This window comes from Pseudomonas sp. NFPP04 (assembly GCF_900113815.1).
Classification (GTDB): Bacteria; Pseudomonadota; Gammaproteobacteria; order Pseudomonadales; family Pseudomonadaceae; genus Aquipseudomonas; species Aquipseudomonas extremorientalis.
In genome coordinates, this window is the sequence record NZ_FOQS01000002.1 from 44,256 (window position 1) to 69,998 (window position 25,743).

Annotated in this window: 25 protein-coding genes and 1 pseudogene; 10 read left to right on the forward strand and 16 right to left on the reverse strand. The window is 60.8% G+C overall.

The window, feature by feature from the left end; genetic code table 11:
• Nucleotides 1-51: 51 nt before the first annotated feature.
• Together ctaD and coxB are read right to left on the reverse strand one after the other, a co-directional pair.
• A complete protein-coding gene (gene ctaD / locus BM017_RS04070) occupies nt 52-1,638 on the reverse strand; it encodes a cytochrome c oxidase subunit I (protein WP_016978771.1) in 1,587 nt (528 codons plus the stop codon).
• Nucleotides 1,639-1,696: 58 nt separating this feature from the next.
• The gene (coxB, locus tag BM017_RS04075) at nt 1,697-2,824 is read right to left on the reverse strand and encodes a cytochrome c oxidase subunit II (RefSeq protein ID WP_058424414.1); all 1,128 of its coding nucleotides are present in this window, start codon (nt 2,822-2,824) and stop codon (nt 1,697-1,699) included.
• A gap of 367 nt (nt 2,825-3,191) precedes the next feature.
• Here coxB and BM017_RS04080 point away from each other — a divergent pair, with 367 nt between their 5' ends.
• Nucleotides 3,192-3,839: a hypothetical protein gene (locus BM017_RS04080; protein WP_058424413.1), complete on the forward strand. Its 648-nt coding sequence runs from the start codon at nt 3,192-3,194 to the stop codon at nt 3,837-3,839.
• 52 nt (nt 3,840-3,891) lie between these two features.
• On the opposite strand, the gene BM017_RS04085 is transcribed toward BM017_RS04080, so the two are convergent.
• The 6 genes and pseudogenes from BM017_RS04085 to BM017_RS04110 form a co-directional block, all read right to left on the reverse strand.
• Nucleotides 3,892-5,433: a SulP family inorganic anion transporter gene (locus tag BM017_RS04085; protein WP_092241443.1), complete on the reverse strand. Its 1,542-nt coding sequence runs from the start codon at nt 5,431-5,433 to the stop codon at nt 3,892-3,894.
• Between the two features lie 85 nt (nt 5,434-5,518).
• Entirely contained in the window at nt 5,519-6,250 is a 732-nt protein-coding gene (locus tag BM017_RS04090; protein ID WP_071490929.1) for a carbonic anhydrase, read from the reverse strand.
• Nucleotides 6,251-6,477: 227 nt separating this feature from the next.
• Complete coding sequence (locus BM017_RS04095) at nt 6,478-7,536, reverse strand: PA0069 family radical SAM protein (protein WP_092241445.1); 1,059 nt, start codon at nt 7,534-7,536, stop codon at nt 6,478-6,480.
• A gap of 70 nt (nt 7,537-7,606) precedes the next feature.
• Nucleotides 7,607-8,922 (reverse strand): annotated as a pseudogene (locus tag BM017_RS04100) (c-type cytochrome).
• A gap of 6 nt (nt 8,923-8,928) precedes the next feature.
• Entirely contained in the window at nt 8,929-10,713 is a 1,785-nt protein-coding gene (locus tag BM017_RS04105) for a GMC family oxidoreductase (RefSeq protein ID WP_092241449.1), read from the reverse strand.
• 2 nt (nt 10,714-10,715) lie between these two features.
• The gene (locus BM017_RS04110; protein ID WP_092241451.1) at nt 10,716-11,468 is read right to left on the reverse strand and encodes a gluconate 2-dehydrogenase subunit 3 family protein; all 753 of its coding nucleotides are present in this window, start codon (nt 11,466-11,468) and stop codon (nt 10,716-10,718) included.
• Nucleotides 11,469-11,694: 226 nt separating this feature from the next.
• Here BM017_RS04110 and BM017_RS04115 point away from each other — a divergent pair, with 226 nt between their 5' ends.
• The gene (locus BM017_RS04115; protein WP_071490924.1) at nt 11,695-12,345 is read left to right on the forward strand and encodes a phosphatase domain-containing protein; all 651 of its coding nucleotides are present in this window, start codon (nt 11,695-11,697) and stop codon (nt 12,343-12,345) included.
• Between the two features lie 43 nt (nt 12,346-12,388).
• Here BM017_RS04115 and BM017_RS04120 read toward each other — a convergent pair whose 3' ends face one another.
• Nucleotides 12,389-12,664 carry a YheV family putative zinc ribbon protein gene (locus tag BM017_RS04120; RefSeq protein WP_092241453.1) on the reverse strand — a complete coding sequence of 92 codons (276 nt, stop codon included), beginning with the start codon at nt 12,662-12,664 and terminating at the stop codon, nt 12,389-12,391.
• Complete coding sequence (gene prlC / locus BM017_RS04125; protein ID WP_071490923.1) at nt 12,661-14,712, reverse strand: oligopeptidase A; 2,052 nt, start codon at nt 14,710-14,712, stop codon at nt 12,661-12,663. Before prlC ends, BM017_RS04120 begins: the two co-directional genes overlap by 4 nt.
• 102 nt (nt 14,713-14,814) lie before the next feature.
• Between prlC and BM017_RS04130 the strand changes: the two genes are divergently transcribed.
• Both BM017_RS04130 and BM017_RS04135 read left to right on the forward strand, forming a co-directional pair.
• Entirely contained in the window at nt 14,815-15,357 is a 543-nt protein-coding gene (locus tag BM017_RS04130) for a gamma carbonic anhydrase family protein (protein WP_092241455.1), read from the forward strand.
• Nucleotides 15,354-16,013, forward strand: coding sequence for an HAD family hydrolase (locus tag BM017_RS04135; RefSeq protein ID WP_092241457.1), 660 nt, complete (start codon nt 15,354-15,356; stop codon nt 16,011-16,013). The genes BM017_RS04130 and BM017_RS04135 overlap by 4 nt, the downstream gene beginning before the upstream one ends.
• 42 nt (nt 16,014-16,055) lie before the next feature.
• Here BM017_RS04135 and BM017_RS04140 read toward each other — a convergent pair whose 3' ends face one another.
• Nucleotides 16,056-17,141, reverse strand: a complete 1,086-nt coding sequence (locus tag BM017_RS04140) for an aminopeptidase (RefSeq protein ID WP_092241459.1) — start codon at nt 17,139-17,141, stop codon at nt 16,056-16,058.
• Between the two features lie 141 nt (nt 17,142-17,282).
• On the opposite strand from BM017_RS04140, the gene BM017_RS04145 reads away from it, so the two are divergent.
• Nucleotides 17,283-17,705 (forward strand): PA0061/PA0062 family lipoprotein, encoded by a 423-nt coding sequence (locus BM017_RS04145; RefSeq protein ID WP_071490919.1) that lies wholly within the window; start codon nt 17,283-17,285, stop codon nt 17,703-17,705.
• Here the strand turns inward: BM017_RS04145 and BM017_RS04150 are convergent, their stop codons facing one another.
• Together BM017_RS04150 and BM017_RS04155 are read right to left on the reverse strand one after the other, a co-directional pair.
• Entirely contained in the window at nt 17,706-17,945 is a 240-nt protein-coding gene (locus tag BM017_RS04150; RefSeq protein ID WP_092241461.1) for a DUF1161 domain-containing protein, read from the reverse strand.
• Nucleotides 17,946-18,091: 146 nt separating this feature from the next.
• Complete coding sequence (locus BM017_RS04155; protein ID WP_017253980.1) at nt 18,092-18,523, reverse strand: OsmC family protein; 432 nt, start codon at nt 18,521-18,523, stop codon at nt 18,092-18,094.
• A gap of 218 nt (nt 18,524-18,741) precedes the next feature.
• On the opposite strand from BM017_RS04155, the gene BM017_RS04160 reads away from it, so the two are divergent.
• Nucleotides 18,742-19,743 (forward strand): LLM class flavin-dependent oxidoreductase, encoded by a 1,002-nt coding sequence (locus tag BM017_RS04160; protein WP_092241464.1) that lies wholly within the window; start codon nt 18,742-18,744, stop codon nt 19,741-19,743.
• Nucleotides 19,744-19,804: 61 nt separating this feature from the next.
• On the opposite strand, the gene BM017_RS04165 is transcribed toward BM017_RS04160, so the two are convergent.
• Nucleotides 19,805-20,032: a DUF1161 domain-containing protein gene (locus BM017_RS04165; protein ID WP_012721486.1), complete on the reverse strand. Its 228-nt coding sequence runs from the start codon at nt 20,030-20,032 to the stop codon at nt 19,805-19,807.
• Between the two features lie 115 nt (nt 20,033-20,147).
• Nucleotides 20,148-20,363 (reverse strand): dodecin, encoded by a 216-nt coding sequence (locus BM017_RS04170; protein ID WP_032885105.1) that lies wholly within the window; start codon nt 20,361-20,363, stop codon nt 20,148-20,150.
• A gap of 156 nt (nt 20,364-20,519) precedes the next feature.
• On the opposite strand from BM017_RS04170, the gene BM017_RS04175 reads away from it, so the two are divergent.
• Nucleotides 20,520-20,846: an ElaB/YgaM/YqjD family protein gene (locus BM017_RS04175; protein ID WP_003170746.1), complete on the forward strand. Its 327-nt coding sequence runs from the start codon at nt 20,520-20,522 to the stop codon at nt 20,844-20,846.
• Here BM017_RS04175 and BM017_RS04180 read toward each other — a convergent pair.
• Nucleotides 20,843-21,739, reverse strand: a complete 897-nt coding sequence (locus BM017_RS04180; RefSeq protein WP_092241466.1) for a LysR family transcriptional regulator — start codon at nt 21,737-21,739, stop codon at nt 20,843-20,845. The two genes, BM017_RS04175 and BM017_RS04180, sit on opposite strands and share 4 nt — an antisense overlap.
• A 110-nt stretch (nt 21,740-21,849) precedes the next feature.
• Here BM017_RS04180 and trpB point away from each other — a divergent pair, with 110 nt between their 5' ends.
• The 3 genes from trpB (at nt 21,850) to BM017_RS04195 (ending at nt 25,717) form a co-directional block, all read left to right on the forward strand.
• Nucleotides 21,850-23,076: a tryptophan synthase subunit beta gene (gene trpB / locus BM017_RS04185; protein ID WP_092241468.1), complete on the forward strand. Its 1,227-nt coding sequence runs from the start codon at nt 21,850-21,852 to the stop codon at nt 23,074-23,076.
• Nucleotides 23,076-23,885: a tryptophan synthase subunit alpha gene (gene trpA / locus BM017_RS04190; protein WP_092241470.1), complete on the forward strand. Its 810-nt coding sequence runs from the start codon at nt 23,076-23,078 to the stop codon at nt 23,883-23,885. Before trpB ends, trpA begins: the two co-directional genes overlap by 1 nt.
• A 173-nt stretch (nt 23,886-24,058) precedes the next feature.
• Nucleotides 24,059-25,717, forward strand: a complete 1,659-nt coding sequence (locus BM017_RS04195; protein ID WP_092241472.1) for a BBE domain-containing protein — start codon at nt 24,059-24,061, stop codon at nt 25,715-25,717.
• Nucleotides 25,718-25,743 lie beyond the last annotated feature (26 nt).

The window sequence follows — 25,743 nt, forward strand, 5'->3', positions numbered from 1 at the left end:
CGGGGGCAAGCCCTCTCCCACATTGGCCGTGTAAGCAGTGCCAAGGCGTGTTCATTTGACCTCCGGCGGCGTGGTGAAGGTGTGGTATGGCGCCGGCGAAGGGATGCTCCACTCCAGGCCTTCAGCGCCATCCCAGGGCTTGGCCGGCGCCGGCGGGCCGCCACGGATGCACTTGATCACGATAAACAGGAAGAAGATCTGCGTGGCGCCGAACATGAACGCGCCGATCGACGAGACCATGTTGAAGTCAGCGAACTGCAGGTTGTAGTCCGGCACCCGGCGCGGCATGCCCGCCAGCCCGACAAAATGCATTGGGAAAAACGCCATGTTCATGCCCACGAAAGACAGCCAGAAGTGCAGCTTGCCGAGGGTTTCGTCGTACATGTGGCCGGTCCATTTCGGCAGCCAGTAGTAGGCCGAGGCGAAGATGCCGAAGATCGCGCCGGGCACCAGTACGTAATGGAAGTGCGCCACCACGAAATAGGTGTCGTGGTACTGGAAGTCCGCCGGGGCAATCGCCAGCATCAGCCCGGAGAAACCGCCAATGGTGAACAGGATCACGAAGGCCACGGCGAACAGCATCGGCGTTTCGAAGGTCAGCGAGCCCTGCCACATGGTGCTGACCCAGTTGAACACCTTCACCCCGGTGGGCACGGCAATCAGCAGGGTGGCGTACATGAAGAACAACTCGCCCACCAACGGGATGCCCACCACGAACATGTGGTGCGCCCACACGATGAACGACAGGAATGCAATGCTCGCCGTGGCGTAGACCATCGAGGTGTAGCCGAACAACGGCTTGCGCGAAAAGGTCGGGATGATCGAGCTGACGGCGCCGAAGGCCGGCAGGATCATGATGTACACCTCGGGGTGGCCGAAAAACCAGAACACGTGCTGGAACAGCACCGGGTCACCGCCGCCGGCCGCGCTGAAGAAGCTGGTACCGAAGTGGATGTCCATCAGCATCATGGTCACACACCCGGCCAGCACCGGCATGACCGCGATCAGCAGGAACGCGGTGATCAGCCAGGTCCAGACGAACAGCGGCATTTTCATCAAGGTCATGCCCGGCGCGCGCAGGTTGAGGATGGTGGCGACCACGTTGATCGCGCCCATGATCGAGCTGATACCCATCAGGTGGATGGCGAAGATAAAGAACGTCACGCTTTCCGGCGCGTAGGTGGTGGAGAGCGGCGCGTAGAAGGTCCAGCCGAAGTTCGGCCCGCCGCCTGGCGTGAACAGCGTCGAGACCAGCAGCAGGAAGGCCGCCGGCAACAGCCAGAAACTGAAGTTGTTCATGCGCGGCAGGGCCATGTCGGGCGCGCCGATCATCAACGGGATCATCCAGTTGGCCAGGCCGACAAACGCCGGCATCACCGCGCCGAACACCATGATCAGACCGTGCATGGTGGTCATCTGGTTGAAGAACGCCGGCTGCACGATCTGCAGGCCGGGCTGGAACAGCTCGGCCCGGATCACCATGGCGAACGAGCCGCCGAGCAAGAACATGGCAAAGGCGAACCACAGGTACATGGTGCCGATGTCTTTGTGGTTGGTGGTCAGCACCCAGCGCATCAGGCCCTTGGCGGGGCCGTGGGCATGGTCGGCGTGACCATGGTCGTCGATCACAGCGCTCATGGTCGTTCTCCTGCAAGCGAGTGGGCGGGGCGGGTCGCGGTCAATGCCATGAGAGAGGTCATTTGCTTTCCGCCTGCTTGATGGCCAGCACGTCTTTAGGCGTGACCATGTCGCCTTTGTTGTTACCCCAGGCATTACGCTCGTAGGTCACCACGGCGGCGATATCCACTTCCGAGAGCTGCTTGCCGAACGCCGCCATCGCGGTGCCGGGCTTGCCGTGGTACACGAGGCTCAGGTGATCGGCGGCGGGACCGGTGGCGATCTTGGAACCCTTGAGCGCCGGGAACATCGGCGGCAGGCCCTGGCCTTCGGCCTGGTGACAGGCCACGCAGGTGGTGTGGTAGACCTTGTCGCCACGGGCCACCAGCTCTTCCAGGGTCCACTCTTTGGAGGTCAGCTCCTTGAGCTTGGCGGCCTCTGCCTTGCGCTCGCCGAGCCAGGTGTCGTAGTCGGCCTTGGACTTGACCTCGACCACGATGGGCATGAAGCCGTGGTCCTTGCCGCACAGCTCGGCGCACTGGCCACGGTAGATGCCGGGCTTCTCGACACGGGTCCAGGCCTCGTTGACGAAGCCGGGAATCGCGTCGCGCTTGACCGCAAACGCCGGCACCCACCAGGAGTGGATCACATCGGCGGCGGTCACCAGGAAGCGCACCTTGGCCCCCACCGGCAACACCAGCGGCTGGTCGACTTCCAGCAGGTAGTGTTCGCCCTTGGTCGCCTGGTTGTGGATCTGTTCGGCGGGCGTGGCCAGGTTGCTGAAGAACTCCACATCCTGGCCCAGGTATTTGTAATGCCATTTCCACTGGTAGCCGGTGACCTGGATATCGATATCCGACTCACTGCTGTCGTAGATATTGATCAGGGTCTTGGTGGCCGGAATGGCCATCGCGATCAGGATCAGCAAGGGCACGACGGTCCAGAGGATCTCCACGGTAGTGCTCTCGTGGAACTTGGCCGCGACCTGGCCCGTAGACCGGCGATGAACGATCATCGACCAGAACATCGCGCCAAACACGATGATGCCGATCACCACACAGATCCAGAATATGGTCATGTGCAGGTCGAACACAGCGTGACTGACTTCTGTCGCCCCTGGCGCCATATTCGTTGTCCAGGCGGCATGTGCCTGGCCGAATACCGACCACAACAGGAGGCCCATCCAAACATGTGGATGTCGCATCATTGCGGGTTCCCCTTATCGTTCTTGTTATCCCGCCGGTTTGCACCTGCGTCGAAGGGAGCGGCTTCCATACTGCTTACAACCGCCTGGCCTTGCCTGCTTATGCAGTCTGGCGTCATCAGCTAATCGCTTACAAATCCGAGTATAGACAGGCTCTGCAACCCCGCAATGTGTAGGGGCAAATGAGTAGAAATGACTGGCTGGAGTCAATAGAACCGGGCACGGAATCGTTTATCCGACGAACGATGGCAATTCGATATAACGCGGGCGCATAACCATGAAATAATTATGACAAATGCGTCTGAGGCGCTCGTATAAACGAGCTACCTTATCTTCTCCCTTTTCCTACGCCTGCATCACTGGAGCTTTCATGAACACCGCCGCATTGCGCGAGCAGATTTCCCGTGCCCATCAACACGAAGCCAGCACTGGCCAGCTTGCCCTGCAACTGGAAAAACAATTGCCGCACCTGCATTCGGCCATCTCCCTGGCTGACGGTGATCGCAACATTGTCATGACCCGCTTTGTCACCGCCTACATCGACTTGGTCCCGGACTTGCTGGACGCCGCCAACGACGTGGCCCGCGAGGCCGGTATCGAAAGCCAGATCAAACCGGTACTGAAAATCGCCGAGCACTTCTTCCTGCAACCGCCTGCCATCCTGGCCGGCCATGAAGGTCTCGATGGCCTGCTGGATGAGGCCTACCTGGCTCATCGCCTGGTCGAAGAGGTCAACGATCTGTATATCAAGCACTTCGGCCAGCCGTTGATTCCGGCCGATACCACGGTGGCCAATGTCATTGCCCATCAGCTGATCGGCGAAACCTTCGCCAACCAGCTGGATGAAGCGGTACACCACGCAGTGGATGAGATGCTCAACGAAGAAAGCTTTGCGCTGGAGTCCGTGGAGGCTTATCGCGAACAGCTCAAGAGCCCCGACACGGAAGCCGCGTGGAAGCGTTGGCCATGCCTGTCGCGACAGCTGGGGGTTGAGTTGGCGCTGGATCAGCCGGCCTGATCCCGCCTTGTAGGAGCTGGCTTGCCGGCTCCTACAGGCGTTGTTTTGCTGTTCAAGCTGGCGCGGAGCCTATCCCCGTCGTCGTCCTCACCCGGCCTTCCAGCCGACGCTTCAACCCGCGCGCCTCGATCACCAACGTCGAGCCCTTGGCCGCATTGGCCCGCCCCCATTCCTCCAGCAATTCCAGGCAGGAATGGTCGATGTAACTCAGGTTGCTCAGCGGAACATGCACGGTCGTCCCGGCAGGCACCGTCGACAAGACTTGAGTCAACGCGGGCACTTTCAGAAAGGTCGCCGCACCGGTCAGGCGCAGTTCCATCTCACCGTCCTGAGGCAGGTCGATCAGGCTGACCTTCAACCGCGAAGCCTTGAACGCCAGCTTGACCAACGTCAGCCCGAAGCCCACCAATACGCCGGTCAGCAGGTCGGTAAAGATGATCGCCAGCGCCGTGGCCGCGTAGGTAAACATCGGCATCCGCCCATAGCGTCCCAGTGCCTTGAAGGCCTTGATGTCGACCAGCTTGATACCGGTGTACACCAGCACACCCGCCAGGCTCGCCACCGGGATGCTTTGCAGCAAACTCGACAGCAACAGCACGAACGCCAGCAGCCACAGGCCATGGAACATCGCCGACAAGCGCGTGGTTGCACCGGCCTGCACGTTGGCCGAGCTGCGCACGATCACGCCGGTCATCGGCAAGGCGCCGACCAGGCCGCAGAGCATGTTGCCCACCCCTTGAGCAGACAACTCCTTGTCGAAATCCGAACGCTGACCGCTGTGCATGCGGTCGACCGCCGCCGCAGACAGCAGCGTTTCAGCGCTCGCGATAAACGCCACGGCAAATGCGGCGATCAACAGTTGGGGATCGGCAAGGTTCAACAGGTCACTGGGGCGTAGCCAGTCGATGGCATCAGCAAGGTTTTCCGGGACTTCGACACGCTTGACCTGCAACGCCAGCACCAGGCTGACAACCGTGGCCAGGCCCACGCCCAGCAAAGCACCGGGCACAAAGCGCAGCTGCTGCGGGCGCAATTTGTCCCAGGCGTACATCACCAGCATCGTCGACAAACCGAGCAACCCGGCCTGCCAGCCCAGGCCACCGCCCAGGGTCGGGATTGCGTCGGCCAGTGCCGCCGGGAAGCCTGCCAGATTGTCGAGCCCCGAAGGCTTGGGCGCGCCGTCGAGCATCACGTGGATCTGCGACAGCACAATCAGCACGCCAATCCCCGCCAACATGCCGTACACCACCGCCGGTGCCGTGACGCGAAACCAGCAGCCCAGGCGCAAACGCCCGGCAACCAGTTGCAGGAATCCCGCCAGCAGCAGGATTGGCCCGAGCATCAGCATGCCGTGCTGGCGCACCAACTCGAACACCAGCACCGCCAGGCCCGCCGCCGGGCCACTGACTTGCAACGGCGAGCCCGCCAACCAGCCCACCACCAGGCCACCGATAATCCCGGTAATCAAGCCTTTGGCCGGGGGCATGCCAGAGGCGATCGCAATCCCCATGCACAAGGGCAGGGCGACCAGAAACACAACCACGGAAGCGAGCAGCTCCCTTGGCAATACAGCTTTCAATTGAGCAGCACGCATGATGACTCTCCCGAGGCATTCGCCGGGCGCGGTAAAGCCTGGCTGCGTCCATGGCAGCCACCGCTTTACCCGGCAGGGAAGTGTGTTAGAAGCGCGCTTTAGGCGTCGCGCAAGGGATCGGTCCGTCGCCGCTCAACGGTCGGAACGTCGACTGGTCGGCATCGTAGGCGCGGATTTCACTGGTCTCGATGTTGTAGATCCAACCGTGGATAAACAAATGACCATTGGCCATGCGCGAAGCCACGGAGGGGTGGGTGCGCAAATGTTGCAGTTGGGCGATGACGTTTTCTTCGGTGAGCACCTTCATGCTCTCGCCTTCATTGGCACAGTCGCAGTTGTCATGGACCATGGTCTTGGCAACCTCGGCATGCCGCAGCCAGGCCTTGACCGTCGGCATCTTCTCCAGGCTGTCAGGGTTGAGCACCGCGCGCATGGCGCCACAATCGGAGTGCCCGCAAACGATGATGTGCTGCACGCCAAGGGCGAGTACCGCGTACTCGATGGCCGTGGAAACACCGCCGTTCATCTGGCCGTAAGGCGGTACGACGTTGCCGACGTTACGCGTCACGAACAGATCGCCAGGAGAGCTCTGGGTGATCAGCTCAGGCACGATGCGCGAGTCGGCGCAGGTAATGAACATCGCCCGTGGGCTCTGGGCCGTGGCGAGTTTTTTGAAGAGTTCTTCCTGCTGGGGGAAGACGTCGTGATGGAAATGCAAAAAGCCGTCAACGATATGCTTCAGCGCTGCATCGGCGGTTTCAGCCACCTGAGGGGCAGAAGCCGACGCAGCCAACGGCTGTTTATCCTTGTCACTCATGATTCATCCTCTTGATTAATGCAGGGGAGTTTTCAAGTCAGTTGGACGCTTGGCCAGTGGATTAGTTGTAAAACGCCAGGGGCCACAGTGCCGACTCATCAGTCACTCGCTGAACAAGGTAACCGCCGAAACTTAACTCAAACTGAATGAACCGCTCTAGATCGCGGGTTTCAGTGATGTCAAAACGCGACCACTTCTACAGGAACGGTGCGTTCTGCCCTGTCAGTCTACAACAATGCCATCTGCCTGCCCGGAGGACAGAACGCCGTGCAATCCAGGTCAAACCCTTCCCGCCGGTTGAGCCCCAGCCGCTTGATGGCTTTGCTGAAGCGCTGCGCCAGCAAGTCGGCAAACGGCCCTTCGCCACGCATGCGTACGCCGAAGCGGCTGTCATACACCTCGCCGCCACGCACCTGGCGCACCAGGCTCATCACATGGGCCGCACGCTGCGGGTAATGCGCCGCCAGCCACTCCTCGAACAACGGCGCCACCTCCAGCGGCAGGCGCAGCATCATGTACGCCGCACTTTGCGCGCCCGCAGCGTGAGCTTCGGTCAGCAGGCTTTCCAGCTCACTGTCATTGATCATCGGAATCATCGGCGAGCACAGCACGCCCACCGGGATCCCCGCCTCACGCATCACCCGGATCGCGCGCAGGCGCGCCTTGGGCGCCGCCGTGCGTGGCTCCAGGATACGCTTGAGTTCGTCGTCCAGGCTGGTGAGGCTGATCATCACGGCGACCAGCCGCTGGCGCGCCAACTCGGTGAGCAGGTCCAGATCGCGCAATATCAGCGAGCCCTTGGTGATGATGGTCACCGGATGGCGATAGCGCAGCAGCACTTGCAGGGTTTGCCGGGTGATCTTGTACTCGCGCTCGATCGGTTGGTACGGGTCGGTGTTGGACCCAAGGTTGATCGGCGCGCACACGTAACCCGGTTTCGACAACTGCTGTTCCAGCACATCGGCGGCGTTGGTCTTGGCGATCAGTCTGGTTTCGAAATCCAGCCCCGGCGACATGTCCCAATAGGCATGGCTCGGCCGCGCGTAGCAGTAGATACAGCCGTGCTCACAGCCACGGTAGGGGTTGATCGAACGATCGAACGGCAAGTCCGGCGAGTTGTTGCGGGTGATGATGGTCTTGGCCGTTTCGATGCGCACTTCAGTGCCCTGGGTCGGCGGCACTTCCTGGAACCAGCCGTCATCCTCGACCACGCTGACAGTCGGTGCGAAGCGGTTGTGCAGGTTGGTGGCCGTGCCCCGGCCACGGGGCGGCAACGGAGTAGACATGAAAACGCCTCGATACTGTTTTTATATACAGTATCGAGGCGCAGGGCTTCTGACCAGTGCCGTTTGGCGGTCAGCCAGGGATCAGTGCCGTTGCGTGACCTGGCCCAGGTCATCGCCCGAGGTGGTGCGCATATCGTTCTTGCGCAGGTCCGCCACTTCGTTGGCTTTCACCGGCGCACCTTTATTGCCCCAACTGCCCCGAATGAAACTGACCACATCCGCCACTTCCTGATCCGACAGACGCCAGGCGAACGCCGGCATGGTGAAGGTCGAGGGCGCCGCGTGGGTAGCCGGCAAGGTGCCGCCATTCAACACGATGTTGATCAACGACGTGGCATCCGCCGTCTGCACTACGGGGTTGCCCGCCAGCGCCGGGAACACCCGCGTGTAGCCATGCCCATCGGTACGGTGGCAGGCCGCGCAGTTGTCGATGTATACCGACGCGCCCGGCTTGCGGTCATCGCCTTTCCACAGCGCCTCGGCCACCTGCTTGTCGTACTGATGCGGTTGGTCCTTGGGGTCCACCGCCGGCAAGCTCTTGAGGTAACGGGCGATAGCCGTCAGGTCATCCTCCGACATGTACTGCATGCTGTGGACGACAACGTCGCTCATGCCACCAAACACCGCGCTGCGATCACTGCGGCCGGTCTTGAGGAATTGCACCAACTGCTCCTCACTCCAACTGCCGAGGCCGTCCTTGTGGTCACCGCGCAGGCTTTTGGCGATCCAGCCCTCCAGCGGCGCACTGCCGGACAGGAAGGCGTTGCCGTCAGCGGCACTCAGGGCTTTTTCCTGCATGGTCAGGGCCCGTGGCGTGTGACATGCGCCGCAATGGCCAAGGCCTTCCACCAGGTAGGCGCCACGGCTGACCACCGGGTCGGCGGCGGCTTGCGCCTGATGCGCTTCGACAGCCGGCGCAAACATCCAACGCCACGCCGCCAGCGGCCAGCGCATGCTCAAGGGCCACGGAATATCGCTGTCCTTGTTCTGCTGAGCGACCGGCTCGACACCCTTCATGAAATACGCATACAACGCCTGCATATCGCTGTCGCTGACACGCGCATAAGACGGGTAGGGCATCGCCGGGTAAAGCGTACTACCGCTCTTGGCGACGCCATGGCGCACGGCCTTGTCGAAGTCTTCGAAGCTGTAGTCGCCCAGGCCGGTCTTGTCCGGGGTGATGTTGGTGGAATAGATCACGCCGATCGGCGTTTCCATCGGCAGCCCGCCGGCGAAGGGCTTGCCGCCTTTGGCGGTGTGGCAGGCCACGCAATCACCGGCGCGGGCCAGGTATTCACCTTGCTTGATCAAATCGGTTTCAGCCGCACTGACAGAGCAGCTGCTGAACAGGGCGAAGGTGGCGATAACAAGTGCTTTCATGGTCATCGCTCCTTATGCCTGAACCAGTGGGCCGGGATTTTTCAGGTATTGCTCGCGAATGGCCCGCGCCGACCAGTAGGTCAGCGCCGCCACCAGGCCGGTAGGGTTGTAGCCCAGGCCTTGTGGGAAAGCGGACGCACCTGGGACAAACACGTTGTGCACATCCCAGCACTGCAGGTAGCGGTTCAACGCGCTGGTTTTCGGGTCGGTGCCCATGATCGCGCCGCCATTGAGGTGGGTGGTCTGGTAGGACGCCGTGTTGAAATGCTCACCGACCTTTTTGCCGAGCAGGGCAATCGCCTTGGGGTTCATCGCCTCGGCGACCTTGCTCATTTTCTCGACCATGAAGCGGTTCATCTTGATGTCGTTTTCCTGCCAGTCGAACGTCATCCGCAGCAGCGGCAGGCCGTAGGCATCGCGATAAACAGGGTCCAGATCCAGGTAGTTGCCCCGGTAGGATTGATGGGCACCGTGGGCATCCATCGACACCTGGTGGGTGTAGTAATCGGCGGTGGCGCGTTTCCACGCGCTGCCCCAGGCCGGTGTGCCTGGCGGGTTGGACGTACCGGCAATCGGCCGGCTGCCGGCCTGGTTGACCCACATCGGCGAGCCACCCACGAAGCCATGGGGGCCGTGGTCGAAGTTGTCGGCGTTGAAGTCATCGATGGCCACGCCATTGCCGCCTGCACCGATGAAGTTGTTGGTATGAGTGTCTTTGTCGAAGAAAGCCTTGATGGTGGCCATGTTCTGGTAGGCGAAGTTCCTGCCCACCACGCCCTCATTGGTTATCGGGTCGTAGGGCTTGCCGATGCCCGACAACAGCATCAAACGCACGTTGTGGAACTGGAAGGCGCCGAGAATCACCAGATCTGCCGGCTGTTCGCATTCCCGGCCCTGGGCGTCGATGTAGGTCACGCCGGTGGCCTTGCTCTTGGTGCTGTCGAGGTTGACCTTGAGTACGTGGGAATTGGGCCGCAGCTCAAAGTTCGGTACCTGGCGCAACGCCGGCAGGATGTTCACGTTCGGCGAGGCCTTGGAATACATGTAGCAGACATAGCCGCTGCAGAAACCGCAGAAGTTGCACGGCCCCATCTGCGCACCGTAGGGGTTGGTATAGGGCCCCGAGGTATTGGCGGACGGCAGGTTGTAGGGTTTGTAACCCACCTCGGCAGCCGCTTTCTGAAACAGCTGTGCGGAGACCGTATTCTTCTGCGCTTCCAACGGGAACGGATTGGAACGGTCCGGTGCATACGGGTTGCCGCCACGGCCTTCGCCTACCAGCTGACCTTTTACGGTCCAGGCCTGGCCGGAGGTGCCGAAGACTTTTTCCGCGTAGTCGAAAAACGGCTCCAGCTCTTCATAGCTCACGCCGAAGTCCTGGATGGTCATGTCCTTGGGGATGAAGTTTTTGCCGTAGCGTTCCTCATAGTGGCTGCGCATGCGCAGCTCGATCGGGTCGACACGGAAATGCACCCCCGACCAATGCAGGCCCGCGCCGCCCACACCGTTGCCCGGCAGGAACGCGCCCAACTGACGGTTGGGCAGGGCGACGTCATTCACGCTATGGCGAATGGTCACGGTCTCTTTGGAAATGTCCTGGAAGAGTTTTTTACGCACGCTGTAGGTCAGTTCGTCGATGACCTGGGGATAGTTGCCGTCCGGGTAAGTGTCCTGCATCGGGCCACGCTCCAGCGCAACCACGTTGAGGCCTGCTTCCGTCAGCTCCTTGGCCATGATCGCGCCGGTCCAGCCGAAGCCTACGATCACTGCATCCACTTTCTTCATGATGGTCGCCACGTTTATGCCCTCTCACCGCGGATGGAAACTGCCGGGAAGGGGTATTGCTCGTTGCGTTCAACCCAGTCCATGAAATCGGCACGAGCGCCGGGGAAGCCGATCATGGTCCAGCCGACCATGCCTTTGTTGCCACCGTGGATGGGGTCGCAAAAGAACCCTTCCTTGGTGTTTTGCAGCAACAGGTTGAAGAACATCTTGGGCGGCACCGCTTCAAAATGCGCCGTCACTTCACTGCCGCCAGCTTCCAGACGACGCAACATATCGTCTCGGGTAGCGCTGTCTTGCGCAGCAAAAGCTTTACCGTTGAAGGCTTTCGACCAGGCATCCGTCGCGGCAATGCCCAGGCGATAGATGTCCTTGGGCACCAGTTTGGACTGCCAGCCCATCTCTGGAGCGGCATCCGCGTTGAACGGGCCTTGCATGAACCACAGCGCGCCGCTGGCGTACGGGGTGTTCATCTGACGGTCGATATATTCCGGCGCACCGGCTTCCAGGGCGCCCGGGCCTTGCTCATCGGCGGGAATCAGGCGCTCGACGGCGGCGTTGATAAACGCCCACTCCTCAGCCGTGAAGTAAGCAGGCTCGTAGGCCTTTTCACTCACCACAGGCTTGGCGGGAGCGGCCTGCGCCGGTTCAGGCGTTGCCATCAGCATCGAGCCGCCAAGGCCAGTGCTGGCAACCGTGACCACCGGGATCAAGGTCAAGGATTTGCGCAAAAAGTCACGCCGGGGGTTGTCTTGATCTTGATCAGACATGGTGGCACCTCATCATGTGGTCACGGGAATATCGGCCGGCTTCTAGTGAGCGGCTTGGCCTTTTAGGCAATCAATAGTTACAAATGATAGCAGGCTATGAATTCACAGAACCGTTTCAGCGACTAAAGACTGAGGATTCACGATTCTTTGACGGCCTCCTCACGCCTCATTGACCCCCTCTGGACGAACCTGAGCACCACCCACTCCTTGCTCGGTTATGTCACCCATGCTCAAGAATCAATGGTTGTCGGGCCTCGGCCTCGCGATCATCGCGATGTTCACCTGCGCTTACGCTCAAGCCGACGACACCGTCTCCATCCGTTCACCGGAGTGGGCCCAGCCTGTGGGTAATCAATACAACTTGCACCAGATGACGCCCACCCTCTACCGCAGCGCACTACCGGATCGCAACGCCGGGCCGCTGTTGGAACAACTGAAGATCGGCACCGTGATCAACTTCCTGCCGGAGTCGGATGCCGACTGGCTCAAATCGCCTGGCATCCGTCAGGTTCAACTGACGTATCGCACCAACCATGTAGATGATACGGACGTGTTGGCGGCGCTGAGGGCCATCCGGGAAGCCGAAGCCAACGGCCCGGTGCTGATGCATTGCAAGCACGGCTCTGACCGCACTGGCCTGATGGCGGCGATGTATCGGGTAGTGATTCAGGGATGGAGCAAGGAAGACGCGCTGAACGAAATGACCTTGGGCGGGTTTGGCACCAGCAATGGCTTCAAGGACGGCGTTCGCTACATGATGAGGGCCGATATCGACAAGTTACGCACGGCCTTGGCGAATGGCGATTGCAGCACCAGCGCGTTCGCGTTGTGCTCGATGAAGGATTGGATCACGACTACGGGAAAAGACGAGAAATAACTGTAGGAGCCCGGCTGGTCGAACTCCTACAGAGGGCCGCCCGTCAGTCTTTTTTCAACTTCGGATTAGGAAAGAACTGCACCGCCTGCACCTTCGGGTCCGCCGGTGCTTTCAACGCCGTGGTATTGACCCGCGTGCCCAATTCCTTGGGCACCGACAACCCTTGATCATTCAGCGTGTCGGTATAGCCGCAGGCCACGCACTCACGGTGCGGCACGTTGTCCTCGGTCCACATCTTCAGCTTGTCCGGCTCACTGCATGCCGGGCAGACCGCCCCGGCGATAAATTGCTTTTTGGTAATCACAGGCCTTTCACTCATGCTGCCGCGTCCTCACTCAGGCCGCTGTGGCGCAAGAGTGCGTCAATCGACGGCGCGCGTCCGCGGAAGTCGACGAACAGCACCATCGGCTCCTGGGAGCCGCCACGCGCCAGGATCGCTTCGCGGAAGGCACGGCCGGTCTCGGCGTTGAGCACGCCGTCTTCTTCGAACTTGGAGAAGGCATCCGCCGACAACACTTCGGCCCACTTGTAGCTGTAATAACCCGCCGCATAACCGCCCGCGAAGATGTGCGCAAAGCTGTTGGGGAAGCGGTTGTAGGCCGGCGGACGCATCACCGACACTTCATCGCGCACGCCTTCCAGCACCTGCGCCACGCTGCGACCATCGCCGTGGGTGGCGTGCAATTCAAAGTCGAACAGCGAGAACTCCAGTTGGCGCACCATCATCAGGCCGGACTGGAAATTCTTCGCCGCGAGCATTTTTTCCAGCAGGTCCTGGGGCAACGGCTCGCCGGTTTCATAGTGGCCGGAGATCAGCGCCAGGCCTTCCGGCTCCCAGCACCAGTTCTCCATGAACTGGCTCGGCAGTTCCACCGCATCCCAGGCCACGCCATTGATGCCGGACACGCCTGCGTGTTCTACGCGGGTCAGCAGGTGATGCAAGCCGTGGCCGAATTCGTGGAACAACGTGGTGACTTCATCGTGGGTCAGCAGGGCAGGCTTGCCGCTGTCGGCCGGGGTGAAATTGCACACCAGGTTGGCCACCGGGCTTTGCAGCACACCGTCGATGGTGCGACGACGGTCGCGGGCACCGTCCATCCAGGCACCGCCGCGCTTGTTGGCGCGGGCATACAGGTCAAAGAAGAAGCGGCCCACGTGTTGGCCGTTTTCCTTGATTTCGAACAGGCGGACATCCGGGTGCCAGGTGTCGAAGCCTTTCTGCTCGGCGATCTCGATGCCGTACAGGCGCTGCACGATGGCGAACAGGCCGCCCAGCACTTTGTCGATCGGGAAGTAGGCGCGCAGGGCTTCCTGGGACACGCTGTAGCGCTGCTCGCGGAGTTTTTCGCCGTAGAAACCGCTGTCCCAGCTTTGCAGGTCGGCGCAGCCTTGTTCGGCGGCGTAGGCCTTGAGCTGTTGCAGGTCCTGGGCGGCAAACGGCTTGCTGCGCTTGGCCAGGTCACGCAGGAAGCTCAGCACCTGGTCACTGGACTCGGCCATCTTGGTGGCCAGGCTCAGTTCGGAGAACGACGCATAACCCAGCAACTGGGCCAGTTCCTGGCGCAGGTCGAGGATCTGTTCCATCACCGGGCCGTTATCGTTCTGACCGGCATTCGGGCCTTGGTCCGACGCGCGGGTGCAGTAGGCCGCGTAGACTTCTTCACGCAGGGCACGGTCCTGAGCGTAAGTCATGACGGCGTAGTAGCTAGGGAATTCGAGGGTGATCAGCCAGCCGTCGAGACCTTTGGCCTGGGCGGCGGCGGCCATTTGCGCCTTAGCCGAGTCGGTCAGCCCGGCGAGGGTGGCTTCATCGGTGACGTGCCTGGTCCAGGCCTGGGTGGCGTCCAGCAACTGGTTGGAGAACTTGCTGCCCAGTTCCGACAGCTTGCTCTGCACTTCAGCGTAGCGTTTTTGCTGCTCCGGCGGCAGATCGATGCCCGACAGGCGGAAGTCACGCAGGGAGTGTTCCAGGATGGTTTTCTGCGCCACGTCGAAACCGGCGGCTTCCGGGCTGTTAGCCAGGGCTTCGAAGGCCTGGAACAGCGCACGGTTCTGGCCCATCTCGGTGGAGTAGGCGCTCAATGCCGGCAGGCAGCCTTCGTAGGCTTCGCGCAGTTCGGCGCTGTTGCACACGGCGTTGAGGTGGCTGACCGGGCTCCACGCGGCGCCCAGACGATCATTCAGCTCGTCCATGGCCAGCACCAGGCCGGCCCATGTCGGATTTTTGCCCTGGCTTTGCAGGATGCCTTCGATGGCAACGCGGTTGTCGGCGAGGATCTGTTCGATGGCCGGCTGGACGTGCTCGGCACGGATCGCCGAGAACGGCGGCAGGTCGTAGGACTGCAGAAGAGGGTTGTTCGCGCTCACGGTTGGCACCTTGGCTGAAGAAACATGTAAGAACAAAGATGGGGCCATCTTAATTACAATCAACACCCACCGCAGCTATCAGCAGAAGAGAGAGAGGCTATCGTGACCCTTCGCACCTATCAGAACCACACGCCGGCCCTGGGCGCCGGGGCTTTTGTCGATATTTCGGCGGTGGTGATCGGCGATGTCGAAATCGGCGCCGACAGCTCGGTCTGGCCGCTGACCGTGATCCGTGGCGACATGCACCGCATCCGTATCGGTGCGCGCACCAGCGTGCAGGATGGCTGTGTGCTGCACATCACTCACGCCGGGCCGTTCAACCCGAACGGTTTCCCGCTGCTGATCGGCGACGACGTGACCATCGCCCACAAGGTCATGCTGCATGGCTGCACAGTCGGCAATCGCATCCTGATCGGTATGGGCAGCATCGTGATGGATGGCGCCGTGGTCGAGGACGACGTGATCATCGGCGCCGGCAGCCTGGTGCCGCCGGGCAAGAAACTTGAAAGCGGCTTCCTGTATGTCGGCAGCCCGGTCAAACAGATTCGCCCGTTGACTGACAAGGAACGCGCCTTTTTCACCTACAGCGCCGCGAACTACGTGAAGCTCAAAGACCTGCACCTGGCTGAAGGATTCGACCGATGACCTTGCCTTACCAAACCGTCCTGTTCGACCTGGACGGCACGCTCACCGACCCACGCGAGGGCATTACCCGCTCGATCCAGTACGCCCTCGGCAAGTTGGGTATCGACGAGCCGGACCTGACCAAACTCGAACACTTCATCGGCCCGCCCTTGCTGCAGGCGTTCATGCAGTTCTACGGCTTCGACGAGGCCAAGGCCTGGGAAGCGGTGAATTTCTATCGCGAGCGTTTCAAGGTCACCGGCCTGTACGAAAACCGTGTGTTCGACGGCGTGATGCCGCTGCTGGAAGCATTGAACGATCAAGGCCGCCAGCTCTACGTCGCCACTTCCAAGCCCTGGGTGTTTGCCCGCGAAATCGCCCGGCATTTCGACTTTGCCAAGCACTTCAAGGTGATCTACGGCAGCGAGCTGGACGGGACGCGCACCAACAAAGTCGAACTGATCGCCCACCTGATGAGCGAGGAAGGCCTGGACCCGGCCACCACCTTGATGATTGGTGATCGCAAGCATGACCTGATCGGCGCGCACAAGAATGGGCTGGATTCGGCGGCGGTGGGGTATGGGTTCGGCAGTTTCGAGGAGCTGGATGCCGAGGCGCCGACCTGGCATTTCGAGACGTTGGCGCAGATGCACCAGGCATTTTTGCAGCGCACTTAAGGACGCTATCGGGGGCAAGCCCCCTCCCACAGTGGAGTGTGTTCACAAATTAGCATGTGGGAGGGGCTTGCCCCCGATGAGGCCCTGAAGGCCAATACCTTGCAACTGCCTCAACGCCGTCTTGCGCTGCTCCATCGGCAATCCGCCCAGCTTCTCCACCGCCGCATAAAACCTCAGCCAATCCCCACCTTCCTGCGCAAACAACGCCGCAAACACAGGCACCCACTGGTCATACAGCCCGAACGGTAACAACCGCGCATTGTTCATGGGTTGGTTGATCCACGCGTCATACCGTTTGTCACCGCCCCACTGGCTATCGCGCAGCTGCCGGTAATCGCGACGCAGACGCTCGAACTCGGCCGCCTTCGCCTGGCGCATCACATCGGTAGCCAAGGGTTGGGCATAGAGTTTTTCCAATCGTTGGCGGGTATCGAGGATCAGCTGAATGAACTCATCACGCTGCTTCGACGCCCACAGGCTCTGCGGCGCCAAGCCACGTGCAGCGCGCCACTGACGCGTACCTTCCTGCTCGACGAAATTGGCAAACGACTCATTGAACTCGGTGTCGTCCTTCACATAGAAACGCTGATGCGCCAGTTCGTGGAAGATCAACGTGGCCAGCCGCTCATCACCCCAGTTCATCATCGAATTCATGATCGGGTCATTGAACCAGCCCAAGGTGGAATAGGCCTCGACACCGCCGATCGACACGTCCATGCCTCGCTGCTTCAACAACGCCGCCTCACCACGCGCCGCACCCTGGTTGTAGTAGCCGCGATAGGCCACACAGCCCGCAATGGGGAAGCAATGGGTTTCAGGAGACAGGGAAAACTCCTGCGTGGCGAAGACGTTCCAGACCACATAGGGTCGGCCAATGTCGGCGTACAACCTGTAACTCTGGTTGTCAGGCAGATGCAGGTGTTCACTGGCGAACGTACGCGCCTTTTGCGATTGCGCCAGGTGTTCGCGCAACAGCGGTGGGCGGGAAGGGTCGGCGATCACCTGCGCCACCGGCTCCCGGGCCCGCAGCAATTGCCACTGACCGCTGGCCAACTGGCTGTAATAGTTGACACTGGAACAGCCGCTGAGCAGCACCACCATCAACCCTGGAAGAAAACGCCTGACCATGCCCCGACCGCTCCTGGGTAATTTGCTCGCCAGACTATCGCGCCCAGGCAGAATTTTTCCATGGCGCGACGTGTTTATACTCATGAGAGGTCTGCCGCCGTCGCAGCAGGCTCAATTCTATCTTCCCGTTGAGTGCCTGCCATGCGCCAGCTCTTGTTACCCGTCGCCGCTTTGTTCCTCAGCGCCTGCACGACAACACCCGTACCACCGATGGATCCGCAACAGGCGTGGGTCGATTTCACTACGCCGACGCCGGGCTCCAAGCTGGTCATGGCGCAGCGCCTGGACGGCAAGAACCTGGATGACGGACGTTTCTTCCAAATGCCACCCGGCCATCATGAACTGATGGTGCGCTTCGACTTTGAAGTCCCGGCCGGCGGCGGTTTGGGTGGGCTCAGCCAGATGATGTATCGCACCTGCTTCATGACCCTGGAATATGACCACTTCCAGGCTGGCCAGCGTTATGTGCTGGAAGGACGCTCGCTGGCCTTCACGCCGAACATCCGGTTGTACGATTCGGCGCGTCAGTTGCTCGCGGAGGAACGCAGCGTCAACTGCATCTGATCAGTTGTTGTTTTTCTGGTAGATGATGCGCTTGGTGCCGTTTTCGCACGAACCGACAATCATCGCACTGTCGTGATTCTTGGCTTCTTCGGCGGTGATGATTTCCAGGGTGTACGAAGGAATCGCCTTGGCCTGGATCTTCACTTCAATCTCTTTCCTGAGCTCTTCGCAGTCTTTTGGCGCGGCCACAGCCGATGTGGCCAATACACCGCAGATGATCGCCAAGGCAAAACGTTTCATGTGTGAAGCTCCCTGAATGCATTGCGCACGGGTGTGCGCCTAGGCTGCATGGTAATAGGACCACACTTACAAAACACGAGTTCTGATCTAACGCAGGGCTAAATGTGGAAGGGGGCTTGCCCCCCTCCCACATTGGACGGGCTGTGTCAGCTGACCAAGGTGGCATCCAGGCTGATTTTTGCGTTCAGCACTTTGGACACCGGGCACCCTTCCTTGGCTTTTTTGCTCAGTTCATCGAACTGCGCCTGGCTCGCGCCCGGAATCTTGGCCTTGAGGATCAGGTGCACAGCGGTGATCGCAAAACCACCGTCAACCTGGTCCAGAGTCACTTCGGCCTGGGTATCAATGCTGTCAGCCTTGAGCCCGGCATCGCCGAGAATCATGGAAAACGCCATGGAGAAACAGCCGGCGTGGGCCGCACCGATCAGTTCTTCCGGGTTGGTGCCCTTGCCGCCCTCGAAACGGGCCTTGAAGCCGTAGGGCGCTTCGCGCAGTACGCCGGTTTCCGTGGAAATGGAGCCCAGGCCAGTCTTCAGGTCACCTTCCCAATGCGCGGATGCTTTTTTAACGATACTCATAGCGGTCTCCTCGAACGGTGGTTTTGCGTCAGTAAGGGTTCTGAGGATAGTCGGCCCGGCAAAGTTCATCTTGTGAGAAAAACCTAGCGATTCAGTAGGAAATTTCCTGGCCTGCTATTGAATCTCGGGTATATGCCCTCATTGCATAGAGCATGCACATGAAGCGGCAGGTTTTGGTTCGTCTAAAAAGCCTGCGGCCCCTTTGGAGAAGCAGGCTTATGAAATCGCTGTCCGACGTAAAGTTCTCGACCCTCGACCTGGTGCCCGTGCGCGCCAACGGCAGTCCGGCGCAGTCACTGCGCAATTCCCTGGACCTGGCCCAGCATGTAGAAAAGTTCGGCTACAACCGTTTCTGGGTAGCTGAACACCACAATATGGACGGTATCGCCAGTTCGGCCACCTCGGTGCTGCTGGGTTACCTGGCCGGTGGCACCTCGACGATCCGCGTCGGCTCTGGCGGCGTGATGCTGCCCAACCATGCGCCGCTGGTGATCGCCGAACAGTTCGGCACCCTGGAAAGCCTCTACCCCGGCCGTATCGACCTGGGCCTGGGCCGCGCACCCGGCTCCGACCAGATGACCGCCCGCGCCCTGCGCCGTGAGCGCTCCGGCAGTGCCGACGATTTCCCCGAAGATGTGGCGGAGCTGATGGCCTACCTCGGCCCACGCACCCCCGACCAACGGGTGATCGCCGTCCCCGGTACCGGCACCAACGTACCGGTCTGGCTGCTGGGCTCCAGCCTGTTCAGCGCGCAATTGGCAGGTGAACGCGGTCTGCCTTACGCCTTCGCCTCGCATTTCGCACCGCGCCTGATGCATGAGGCGATTCGCGTGTATCGCAATCACTTCAAGCCTTCGGCCGTGCTGGACAAGCCTTACGTGATGCTTGGCATTCCGCTGGTCGCTGCAGATACGGATGAACAGGCTGAATACCTCGCCACCTCGGTCTACCAGCGCATCCTCGCGCTGATGCGCGGGCAAAGCCTGGTGCAGCGCGCACCGGTGAAAACCATGGACGGCCTGTGGCTGCCCCATGAAAAAGACGCGGTCGGCAGCTTCCTCGGCCTCGCCATGGTCGGTAGCCCGGCAAAGATCCGCGCCAAGCTGGAGGTGCTGATCGAACAAACCGGCGCCGATGAGCTGATCTTTACCTGCGACCTGTACGAGCACGCCGATCGGATTCATTCCTACGAACTGCTGGCGCAAGTGATGAAGGGCTAAAACCCTCAGGCGAAAAAAAACCGACGCACTCGCGTCGGTTTTTTACGTCTGCAACACGGGATTAACCGCGCTTGTAGGCGATTTCCTTGGTACCGGCTTCGCAGCTGCCGACTACCGTGTAGCCATCGGCTGCAGCGCCTTTATCCACAACTTCCAACGAATAACCCGAAGCGCCCTTGGCGTCGATTTTCGCCGCAATCTCGCTTTTCAGCTCTTCACAAGGCTTGCCCGCCGCCAGGGCTGTGCCTGCAATGCTCAACAAACCTACCGCTAACAGGAACTTCTTCATCCGTTACTTTCCTTGCGCTGATCAAAAAGAGCGTGCCGACGCTTGCGGCATCGGCACCCATTGGTTGTAGCGCAGGTTATGGCAATCGGCCAGTCAGCAAGTTCAACCGCTGCGATCAACTACTGGCAATTCGGAACCCTACCTTGAGGGTGACCTGATAGTGCGCAACCTTGCCATTCTCGATATGGCCACGTGTTTCAGTCACTTCAAACCACTCGAGATGCTTGATGCTCTTGTTGGCTTCAGCGATGGCATTGTTGATCGCGTCTTCGATGCTGGTGGTCGACGAGCCAACCAATTCGACTTTCTTGTAGGTGTGATGATCACTCATGGCAGTTCTCCTAAGGGTCGTTAAGCAAGCGTAGCAGTCAATGTTCGTACTGCTTCTGGCGACCGTTCCTACCTGAAAGTTCAGATTAACTGCACTTTCTGAAATGGCCGCAGTCGGTATCTACACACGCCACTCAATCACTTCAGGAGAGTCCACATGGCCAACACTTCTTTACGCAAAGCGTCGCTGGAAAGCATGGAAGCCGAGATTTCGAGCCTGCTCAAGTCTCTGGAAAGCCTCAAGGACGATGCGTCTGACGAATCGCGCAAAACCTTGAAGGCCCTGAAAAGCAATGCCGAGAATGCCCTCAAGCACTCCCGCCACCTGATCAGCGATGCCTACGAAGAAAGCAAAGTCAAAATTCGCGAAACCGGTGTTGCAACCCGGGACTACGCACAAGAACACCCATGGACTACAGCCGGTGTTGCCGTAGGCGCACTGGGCCTGCTGGCCGCCTACCTGCTGTGCAAGCGCGGTGACTAATCTGGCTGGCGCAACAGCTCAGCCTTGAGCCACTGCGCCAGTTGCCCGGCGCGTCCGTCCGCGGCGCGCTTGGGTAGCCACAACGCCAGGTGCGCCGGGGTTTCACTGAAACCCCACGGCGCCACCAGGCGACCCGCGCGCAAGTCTTCGACCACCAGCGGTTCTGGCGCAATCGCAACGCCCAGCCCGGCCACTGCCGCCTCCAGCAAATAATACAAATGCTCAAACCCCTGGCCGTGTTTCAACGCGCCGGGTTCGATGCCGTGTTGCCGCGCCCAACTGGGCCAGGCTTGCGGACGTGAGGTGGTGTGCAACAGCGCTTCACCACACAACGCCGACGCGGGTGCCCGGCGCAGCCGCTCGTAGCGGGCGAAACGCGGGCTCATCACCGGGCCGATGCGTTCGCTGGCCAGTTCATACACCTGCATATCCGCAGGCCAGGGTGGCTCGGCGAACACCAACAGGGCATCCAGGCCGGGGCGGCGCGGGTCAAGGTCACCGTCACCCGCCGACAGGTGCAGACGCAGGTCCGGCAGGTCCGCGTTCAAGCGCCCCAGGCGCGGGATCAGCCAGCGCGCCAGCAAGCTGCCCGAGCAACCCAGCACGAACGGTGCGTCGGCACTGCTCTGGGTCAGTTCGGCGCACACGTCCCTCAGCCGCTCGAACGCCTCGGCGCTGGCGTCACGTAGACGAGTACCGGCATCTGTGAGTTTAAGGCCGCGCCCCTCCTTGACGAACAAACTCACGCCCAAGTGCTCCTCCAGCACTTTCAACTGCCGGCTGACCGCCCCATGGGTCACATGCAATTGCTCGGCTGCCTGGCTGACGCTGTTCAAACGGGCGGTGGCTTCAAAGGCACGCAAGGCATTGAGGGGTGGAAGGTCTCGACTCATCTGTGAGTTTTCCTGACAGGTTGCGGCGATCTTATCGGTTTTCAGCGCAGGACGTCAGGGGTAGAGTGGCCCTCATTGCTTCCTACACCCATTCTCTCCTGGAGCGTCCCATGACTCAGTCCCAGACCGATCTACGCAACGGCCCAGACGTCAACGGCCTGTTCGGCGCGTTCGGCGGCCGTTACGTCGCTGAAACCCTGATGCCGTTGATCCTAGACCTGGCCCGAGAATACGAAGCGGCCAAGATCGATCCGGCGTTCAACGAGGAATTGGCCTACTTCCAACGTGACTACGTCGGTCGTCCAAGCCCGTTGTATTTTGCCGAGCGCCTGACCGAGTTCTGTGGCGGCGCCAAGATCTACCTCAAGCGCGAAGAGCTGAACCACACCGGCGCACACAAGATCAACAACTGCATCGGCCAGATCCTGCTGGCGCGGCGCATGGGCAAGAAACGCATCATCGCCGAGACCGGCGCCGGCATGCACGGCGTGGCGACTGCCACCGTGGCTGCGCGCTTTGGACTGCAATGCGTGATCTACATGGGCACCACTGATATCGAGCGCCAACAGGCCAACGTGTTCCGCATGAAGCTGCTGGGCGCCGAAGTGATCCCGGTGGTCGCCGGCACCGGCACCCTCAAGGACGCGATGAACGAAGCCCTGCGTGACTGGGTAACCAACGTCGACAGCACCTTCTACCTGATCGGCACCGTGGCCGGCCCGCACCCGTACCCGGCCATGGTGCGCGACTTCCAGGCCGTGATCGGCAAGGAAACCCGCGACCAACTGCAAGCCCAGGAAGGCCGCCTGCCGGACAGCCTGGTGGCGTGCATCGGCGGGGGGTCCAACGCCATGGGTCTGTTCCACCCGTTCCTGGATGACACGAGCGTGGAGATCATCGGCGTGGAAGCTGCCGGCCACGGCATCGAAACCGGCAAGCACGCCGCCAGCCTCAACGGTGGCGTACCTGGCGTACTGCACGGCAACCGTACTTTCCTGCTGCAGGACGACGATGGCCAGATCATCGACGCCCACTCCATCTCTGCCGGCCTGGATTACCCCGGCATCGGCCCGGAACACGCCTGGTTGCATGACATCGGCCGCGTCCAGTACACCTCGGTGACCGATGACGAAGCCCTCGACGCCTTCCACAAATGCTGCCGCCTGGAAGGGATCATTCCGGCCCTGGAAAGCGCCCACGCCCTGGCCGAAGTGTTCAAGCGCGCCCCGACCCTGCCGCAGGATCACCTGATGGTGGTCAACCTGTCGGGGCGTGGCGATAAAGATATGCAAACCGTCATGCACCATATGGAACAGTCGCAGCAGGAGAAACACTGATGAGCCGCCTGCACACCCGCTTCGCCCAGCTGAAAGAACAGAACCGTGCCGCCCTGGTAACCTTCGTCACCGCTGGCGACCCTGGCTATGACACCTCCCTGGCGATCCTCAAAGGCCTGCCGGCCGCCGGTGCCGATGTGATCGAGCTGGGCATGCCCTTCACTGATCCGATGGCGGACGGCCCGGCCATTCAGCTGGCCAACATCCGTGCGTTGAATGCCAGGCAGAACCTGGTGAAAACCCTGCAGATGGTCCGCGAGTTCCGCCAGGACAACAACGACACGCCGCTGGTGTTGATGGGCTACTTCAACCCGATCCACAAATACGGCGTACCGAAGTTCATCGCCGACGCCAAGGAAGCCGGGGTCGACGGCCTGATCGTGGTCGACATGCCGCCCGAGCATAACGGCGAGCTGTGCGACCCGGCCCAGGCCGCAGGCATCGACTTTATCCGCCTGACCACACCGACCACCGACGACGTACGCCTGCCTACCGTGCTCAACGGCAGCTCAGGCTTCGTGTATTACGTTTCGGTCGCCGGCGTGACCGGTGCCGGTGCGGCGACCCTGGAACACGTCGAAGAAGCCGTGACCCGTCTGCGCCGCCATACCGACCTGCCGATCAGCATCGGCTTTGGTATCCGCACACCGGAACAAGCGGCGGCCATCGCCCGGCTGGCCGACGGTGTGGTGGTGGGTTCGGCGCTGATCGATCACATCGCCAATGCCAAGAACGACCAGCAAGCCATCGACGGCGTGTTGAGCCTGTGTGCGGCGCTGTCGGAAGGCGTGCGTAACGCCCGTAAGTAAGCGCCCGGCGCTTTCAGCTTTTTCCGCTAGGCTTGAGGGTGGACATTGCGTCCTCCCTCAACGCACTTCATGCCTATTGCCGTCTAACCGCCTGCGCAAGCCCCGCATTCCTTGCCCTCCCGGTCGTTAAGTTAGTCGCATCAGAAGTCATTCTTGGCTCTTTGGAGTACATCATGGCATTTGATCTCATTACCGCTGCGGATCGTCGTCATTCAACGCTGCAAAAAGGTTTCAACCTGCGCTGGCCGCTGGGCAATGTGCAGGGTGAATCGTCGTCGAACGGCGCCAACTTGATTTATCTCTGTTACAGCCCCCAGGACATCATCGACGCCGCCGCCCAGGCGTTGGCGATCCCCGATGGCCGGATTACGGTGCGCAGCGGTGGCCACTGCTATGAGGGTTTTGTCGCGAACAAAATGCCCGACAGTCCCAACGAAGTGCTCTCGATCATCGATATCAGCCAACTGAACCAAGTGGTCTACGACGCCACGGGGCAGATTGCCTCACAACTGGTGCCCGCCTCGCCTCATCGCTACAGCTACCGCCTGGAAGCGGGCGGCCAGAACTGGGATGCCTATGTGGCGCTGTACAAACTGGCCAACACGAGCTTGCCCGGCGGCTCGTGCTATTCGGTCGGGCTGGGTGGGCATATTTGCGGCGGTGGCTACGGGCTGCTGTCACGCAAGGATGGCCTGGTGTGCGATTGGTTGAGCGGCGTCGACATCCTGGTGCCGAACGCCCAGGGCAACGGCCTGGTCCCTGTGCATGTCGCCCGCAATAGCACCCAACAGGACGAACTGGATCTGTTCGCCGCCTGCTGCGGCGCAGGCGGCGGGCAGTTCGGGATTATCACCAGTTACTACTTCGAACGTTTGCCACAAGCCCCCAAGGAAGTGCTGTGGCTGGTACTGGAATGGGACTGGTCCCTGCTGACCAAGCCAGCCCTCGACAGATTGCTGGCGGCCTATCAGGGCTGGTTTGCCCGCAACCAGGCCAACCCGGACACCTGGGGCCTGGCGACCAAACTGGAGATGCGCCATCAGAACACTGGCAACGTCACGATGGATGTTCATTACGTGGACAAGCAGGGCGAGCTGAATGATCAAGCGCCCTTTGAAGACTTTGTCAGCTCGATGCTCAATGCCATTGGCATTCCCGCTACCGAATGCCTGAATCCTTCCCCAGCGACCCACTTGCCACGCAGCAACCCGCCAGGGCCGACGATCAATTCACTGGCGTCTGCCCTGGCGGCGACCCGTCGAATGGATTGGCTGCATTGCCAGCAGACACTCAACGGCTCAGGGCCCAACCAGCGTGGCCGGTATAAGTCGGCCTACCAGAAGGGTATTTTCACCGCCACTGTGCTGCAGGCGATCTGGGACACGCTGACGTGGGACGATCCCGATAAACGGCTGACTCAAAGCCTGATCCAGATCCAGTCCTTCGGCGGGCAAATCAATCAGGCCAGCGCCGCCGTGCGGCGGGAATCATCGGTTGCACAGCGTTCGTCCTACTTGAAGTGGCAACCACAATGCTACTGGCGTGACGAAAGCAGCGCTTCGGATCAAGCCCATGCGCAATGGATCCAGGGACTGTTTTTCGCAGCATTTGCCAGTGACAACGGCGTTCCAGTCAATGCCCAGTTCGAAGGGTGCTACATCAATTACCCCGACCGCGACATGCTGTTTATCGACGGCGATCCCAGCAAGGGACCCAACCCGCAGTGGTACAAGATCTTCTTCCCCGACCTCATGATCGAAAGCCGCCTGCGCCGCACCAAGCAGCGCTGGGACCCGCTGAATGTGTTCCGTAACGAGATGTCGGTGCCCTGAGCCAAAAGGAAAAAGGGCGACCGCAA

What these genes read in the sequence shown, in the direction of transcription:
- ctaD (WP_016978771.1), bottom strand. Translation starts at nt 1,638, where the DNA reads ATGAGCGCTGTGATCGACGACCATGGTCACGCCGACCATGCCCACGGC.
- coxB (WP_058424414.1), bottom strand. Translation starts at nt 2,824, where the DNA reads ATGATGCGACATCCACATGTTTGGATGGGCCTCCTGTTGTGGTCGGTA.
- BM017_RS04080 (WP_058424413.1), top strand. Translation starts at nt 3,192, where the DNA reads ATGAACACCGCCGCATTGCGCGAGCAGATTTCCCGTGCCCATCAACAC.
- BM017_RS04085 (WP_092241443.1), bottom strand. Translation starts at nt 5,433, where the DNA reads ATGCGTGCTGCTCAATTGAAAGCTGTATTGCCAAGGGAGCTGCTCGCT.
- BM017_RS04090 (WP_071490929.1), bottom strand. Translation starts at nt 6,250, where the DNA reads ATGAGTGACAAGGATAAACAGCCGTTGGCTGCGTCGGCTTCTGCCCCT.
- BM017_RS04095 (WP_092241445.1), bottom strand. Translation starts at nt 7,536, where the DNA reads ATGTCTACTCCGTTGCCGCCCCGTGGCCGGGGCACGGCCACCAACCTG.
- BM017_RS04110 (WP_092241451.1), bottom strand. Translation starts at nt 11,468, where the DNA reads ATGTCTGATCAAGATCAAGACAACCCCCGGCGTGACTTTTTGCGCAAA.
- BM017_RS04115 (WP_071490924.1), top strand. Translation starts at nt 11,695, where the DNA reads ATGCTCAAGAATCAATGGTTGTCGGGCCTCGGCCTCGCGATCATCGCG.
- BM017_RS04120 (WP_092241453.1), bottom strand. Translation starts at nt 12,664, where the DNA reads ATGAGTGAAAGGCCTGTGATTACCAAAAAGCAATTTATCGCCGGGGCG.
- BM017_RS04135 (WP_092241457.1), top strand. Translation starts at nt 15,354, where the DNA reads ATGACCTTGCCTTACCAAACCGTCCTGTTCGACCTGGACGGCACGCTC.
- BM017_RS04140 (WP_092241459.1), bottom strand. Translation starts at nt 17,141, where the DNA reads ATGGTCAGGCGTTTTCTTCCAGGGTTGATGGTGGTGCTGCTCAGCGGC.
- BM017_RS04145 (WP_071490919.1), top strand. Translation starts at nt 17,283, where the DNA reads ATGCGCCAGCTCTTGTTACCCGTCGCCGCTTTGTTCCTCAGCGCCTGC.
- BM017_RS04150 (WP_092241461.1), bottom strand. Translation starts at nt 17,945, where the DNA reads ATGAAACGTTTTGCCTTGGCGATCATCTGCGGTGTATTGGCCACATCG.
- BM017_RS04155 (WP_017253980.1), bottom strand. Translation starts at nt 18,523, where the DNA reads ATGAGTATCGTTAAAAAAGCATCCGCGCATTGGGAAGGTGACCTGAAG.
- BM017_RS04160 (WP_092241464.1), top strand. Translation starts at nt 18,742, where the DNA reads ATGAAATCGCTGTCCGACGTAAAGTTCTCGACCCTCGACCTGGTGCCC.
- BM017_RS04165 (WP_012721486.1), bottom strand. Translation starts at nt 20,032, where the DNA reads ATGAAGAAGTTCCTGTTAGCGGTAGGTTTGTTGAGCATTGCAGGCACA.
- BM017_RS04170 (WP_032885105.1), bottom strand. Translation starts at nt 20,363, where the DNA reads ATGAGTGATCATCACACCTACAAGAAAGTCGAATTGGTTGGCTCGTCG.
- BM017_RS04175 (WP_003170746.1), top strand. Translation starts at nt 20,520, where the DNA reads ATGGCCAACACTTCTTTACGCAAAGCGTCGCTGGAAAGCATGGAAGCC.
- BM017_RS04180 (WP_092241466.1), bottom strand. Translation starts at nt 21,739, where the DNA reads ATGAGTCGAGACCTTCCACCCCTCAATGCCTTGCGTGCCTTTGAAGCC.
- trpB (WP_092241468.1), top strand. Translation starts at nt 21,850, where the DNA reads ATGACTCAGTCCCAGACCGATCTACGCAACGGCCCAGACGTCAACGGC.
- trpA (WP_092241470.1), top strand. Translation starts at nt 23,076, where the DNA reads ATGAGCCGCCTGCACACCCGCTTCGCCCAGCTGAAAGAACAGAACCGT.
- BM017_RS04195 (WP_092241472.1), top strand. Translation starts at nt 24,059, where the DNA reads ATGGCATTTGATCTCATTACCGCTGCGGATCGTCGTCATTCAACGCTG.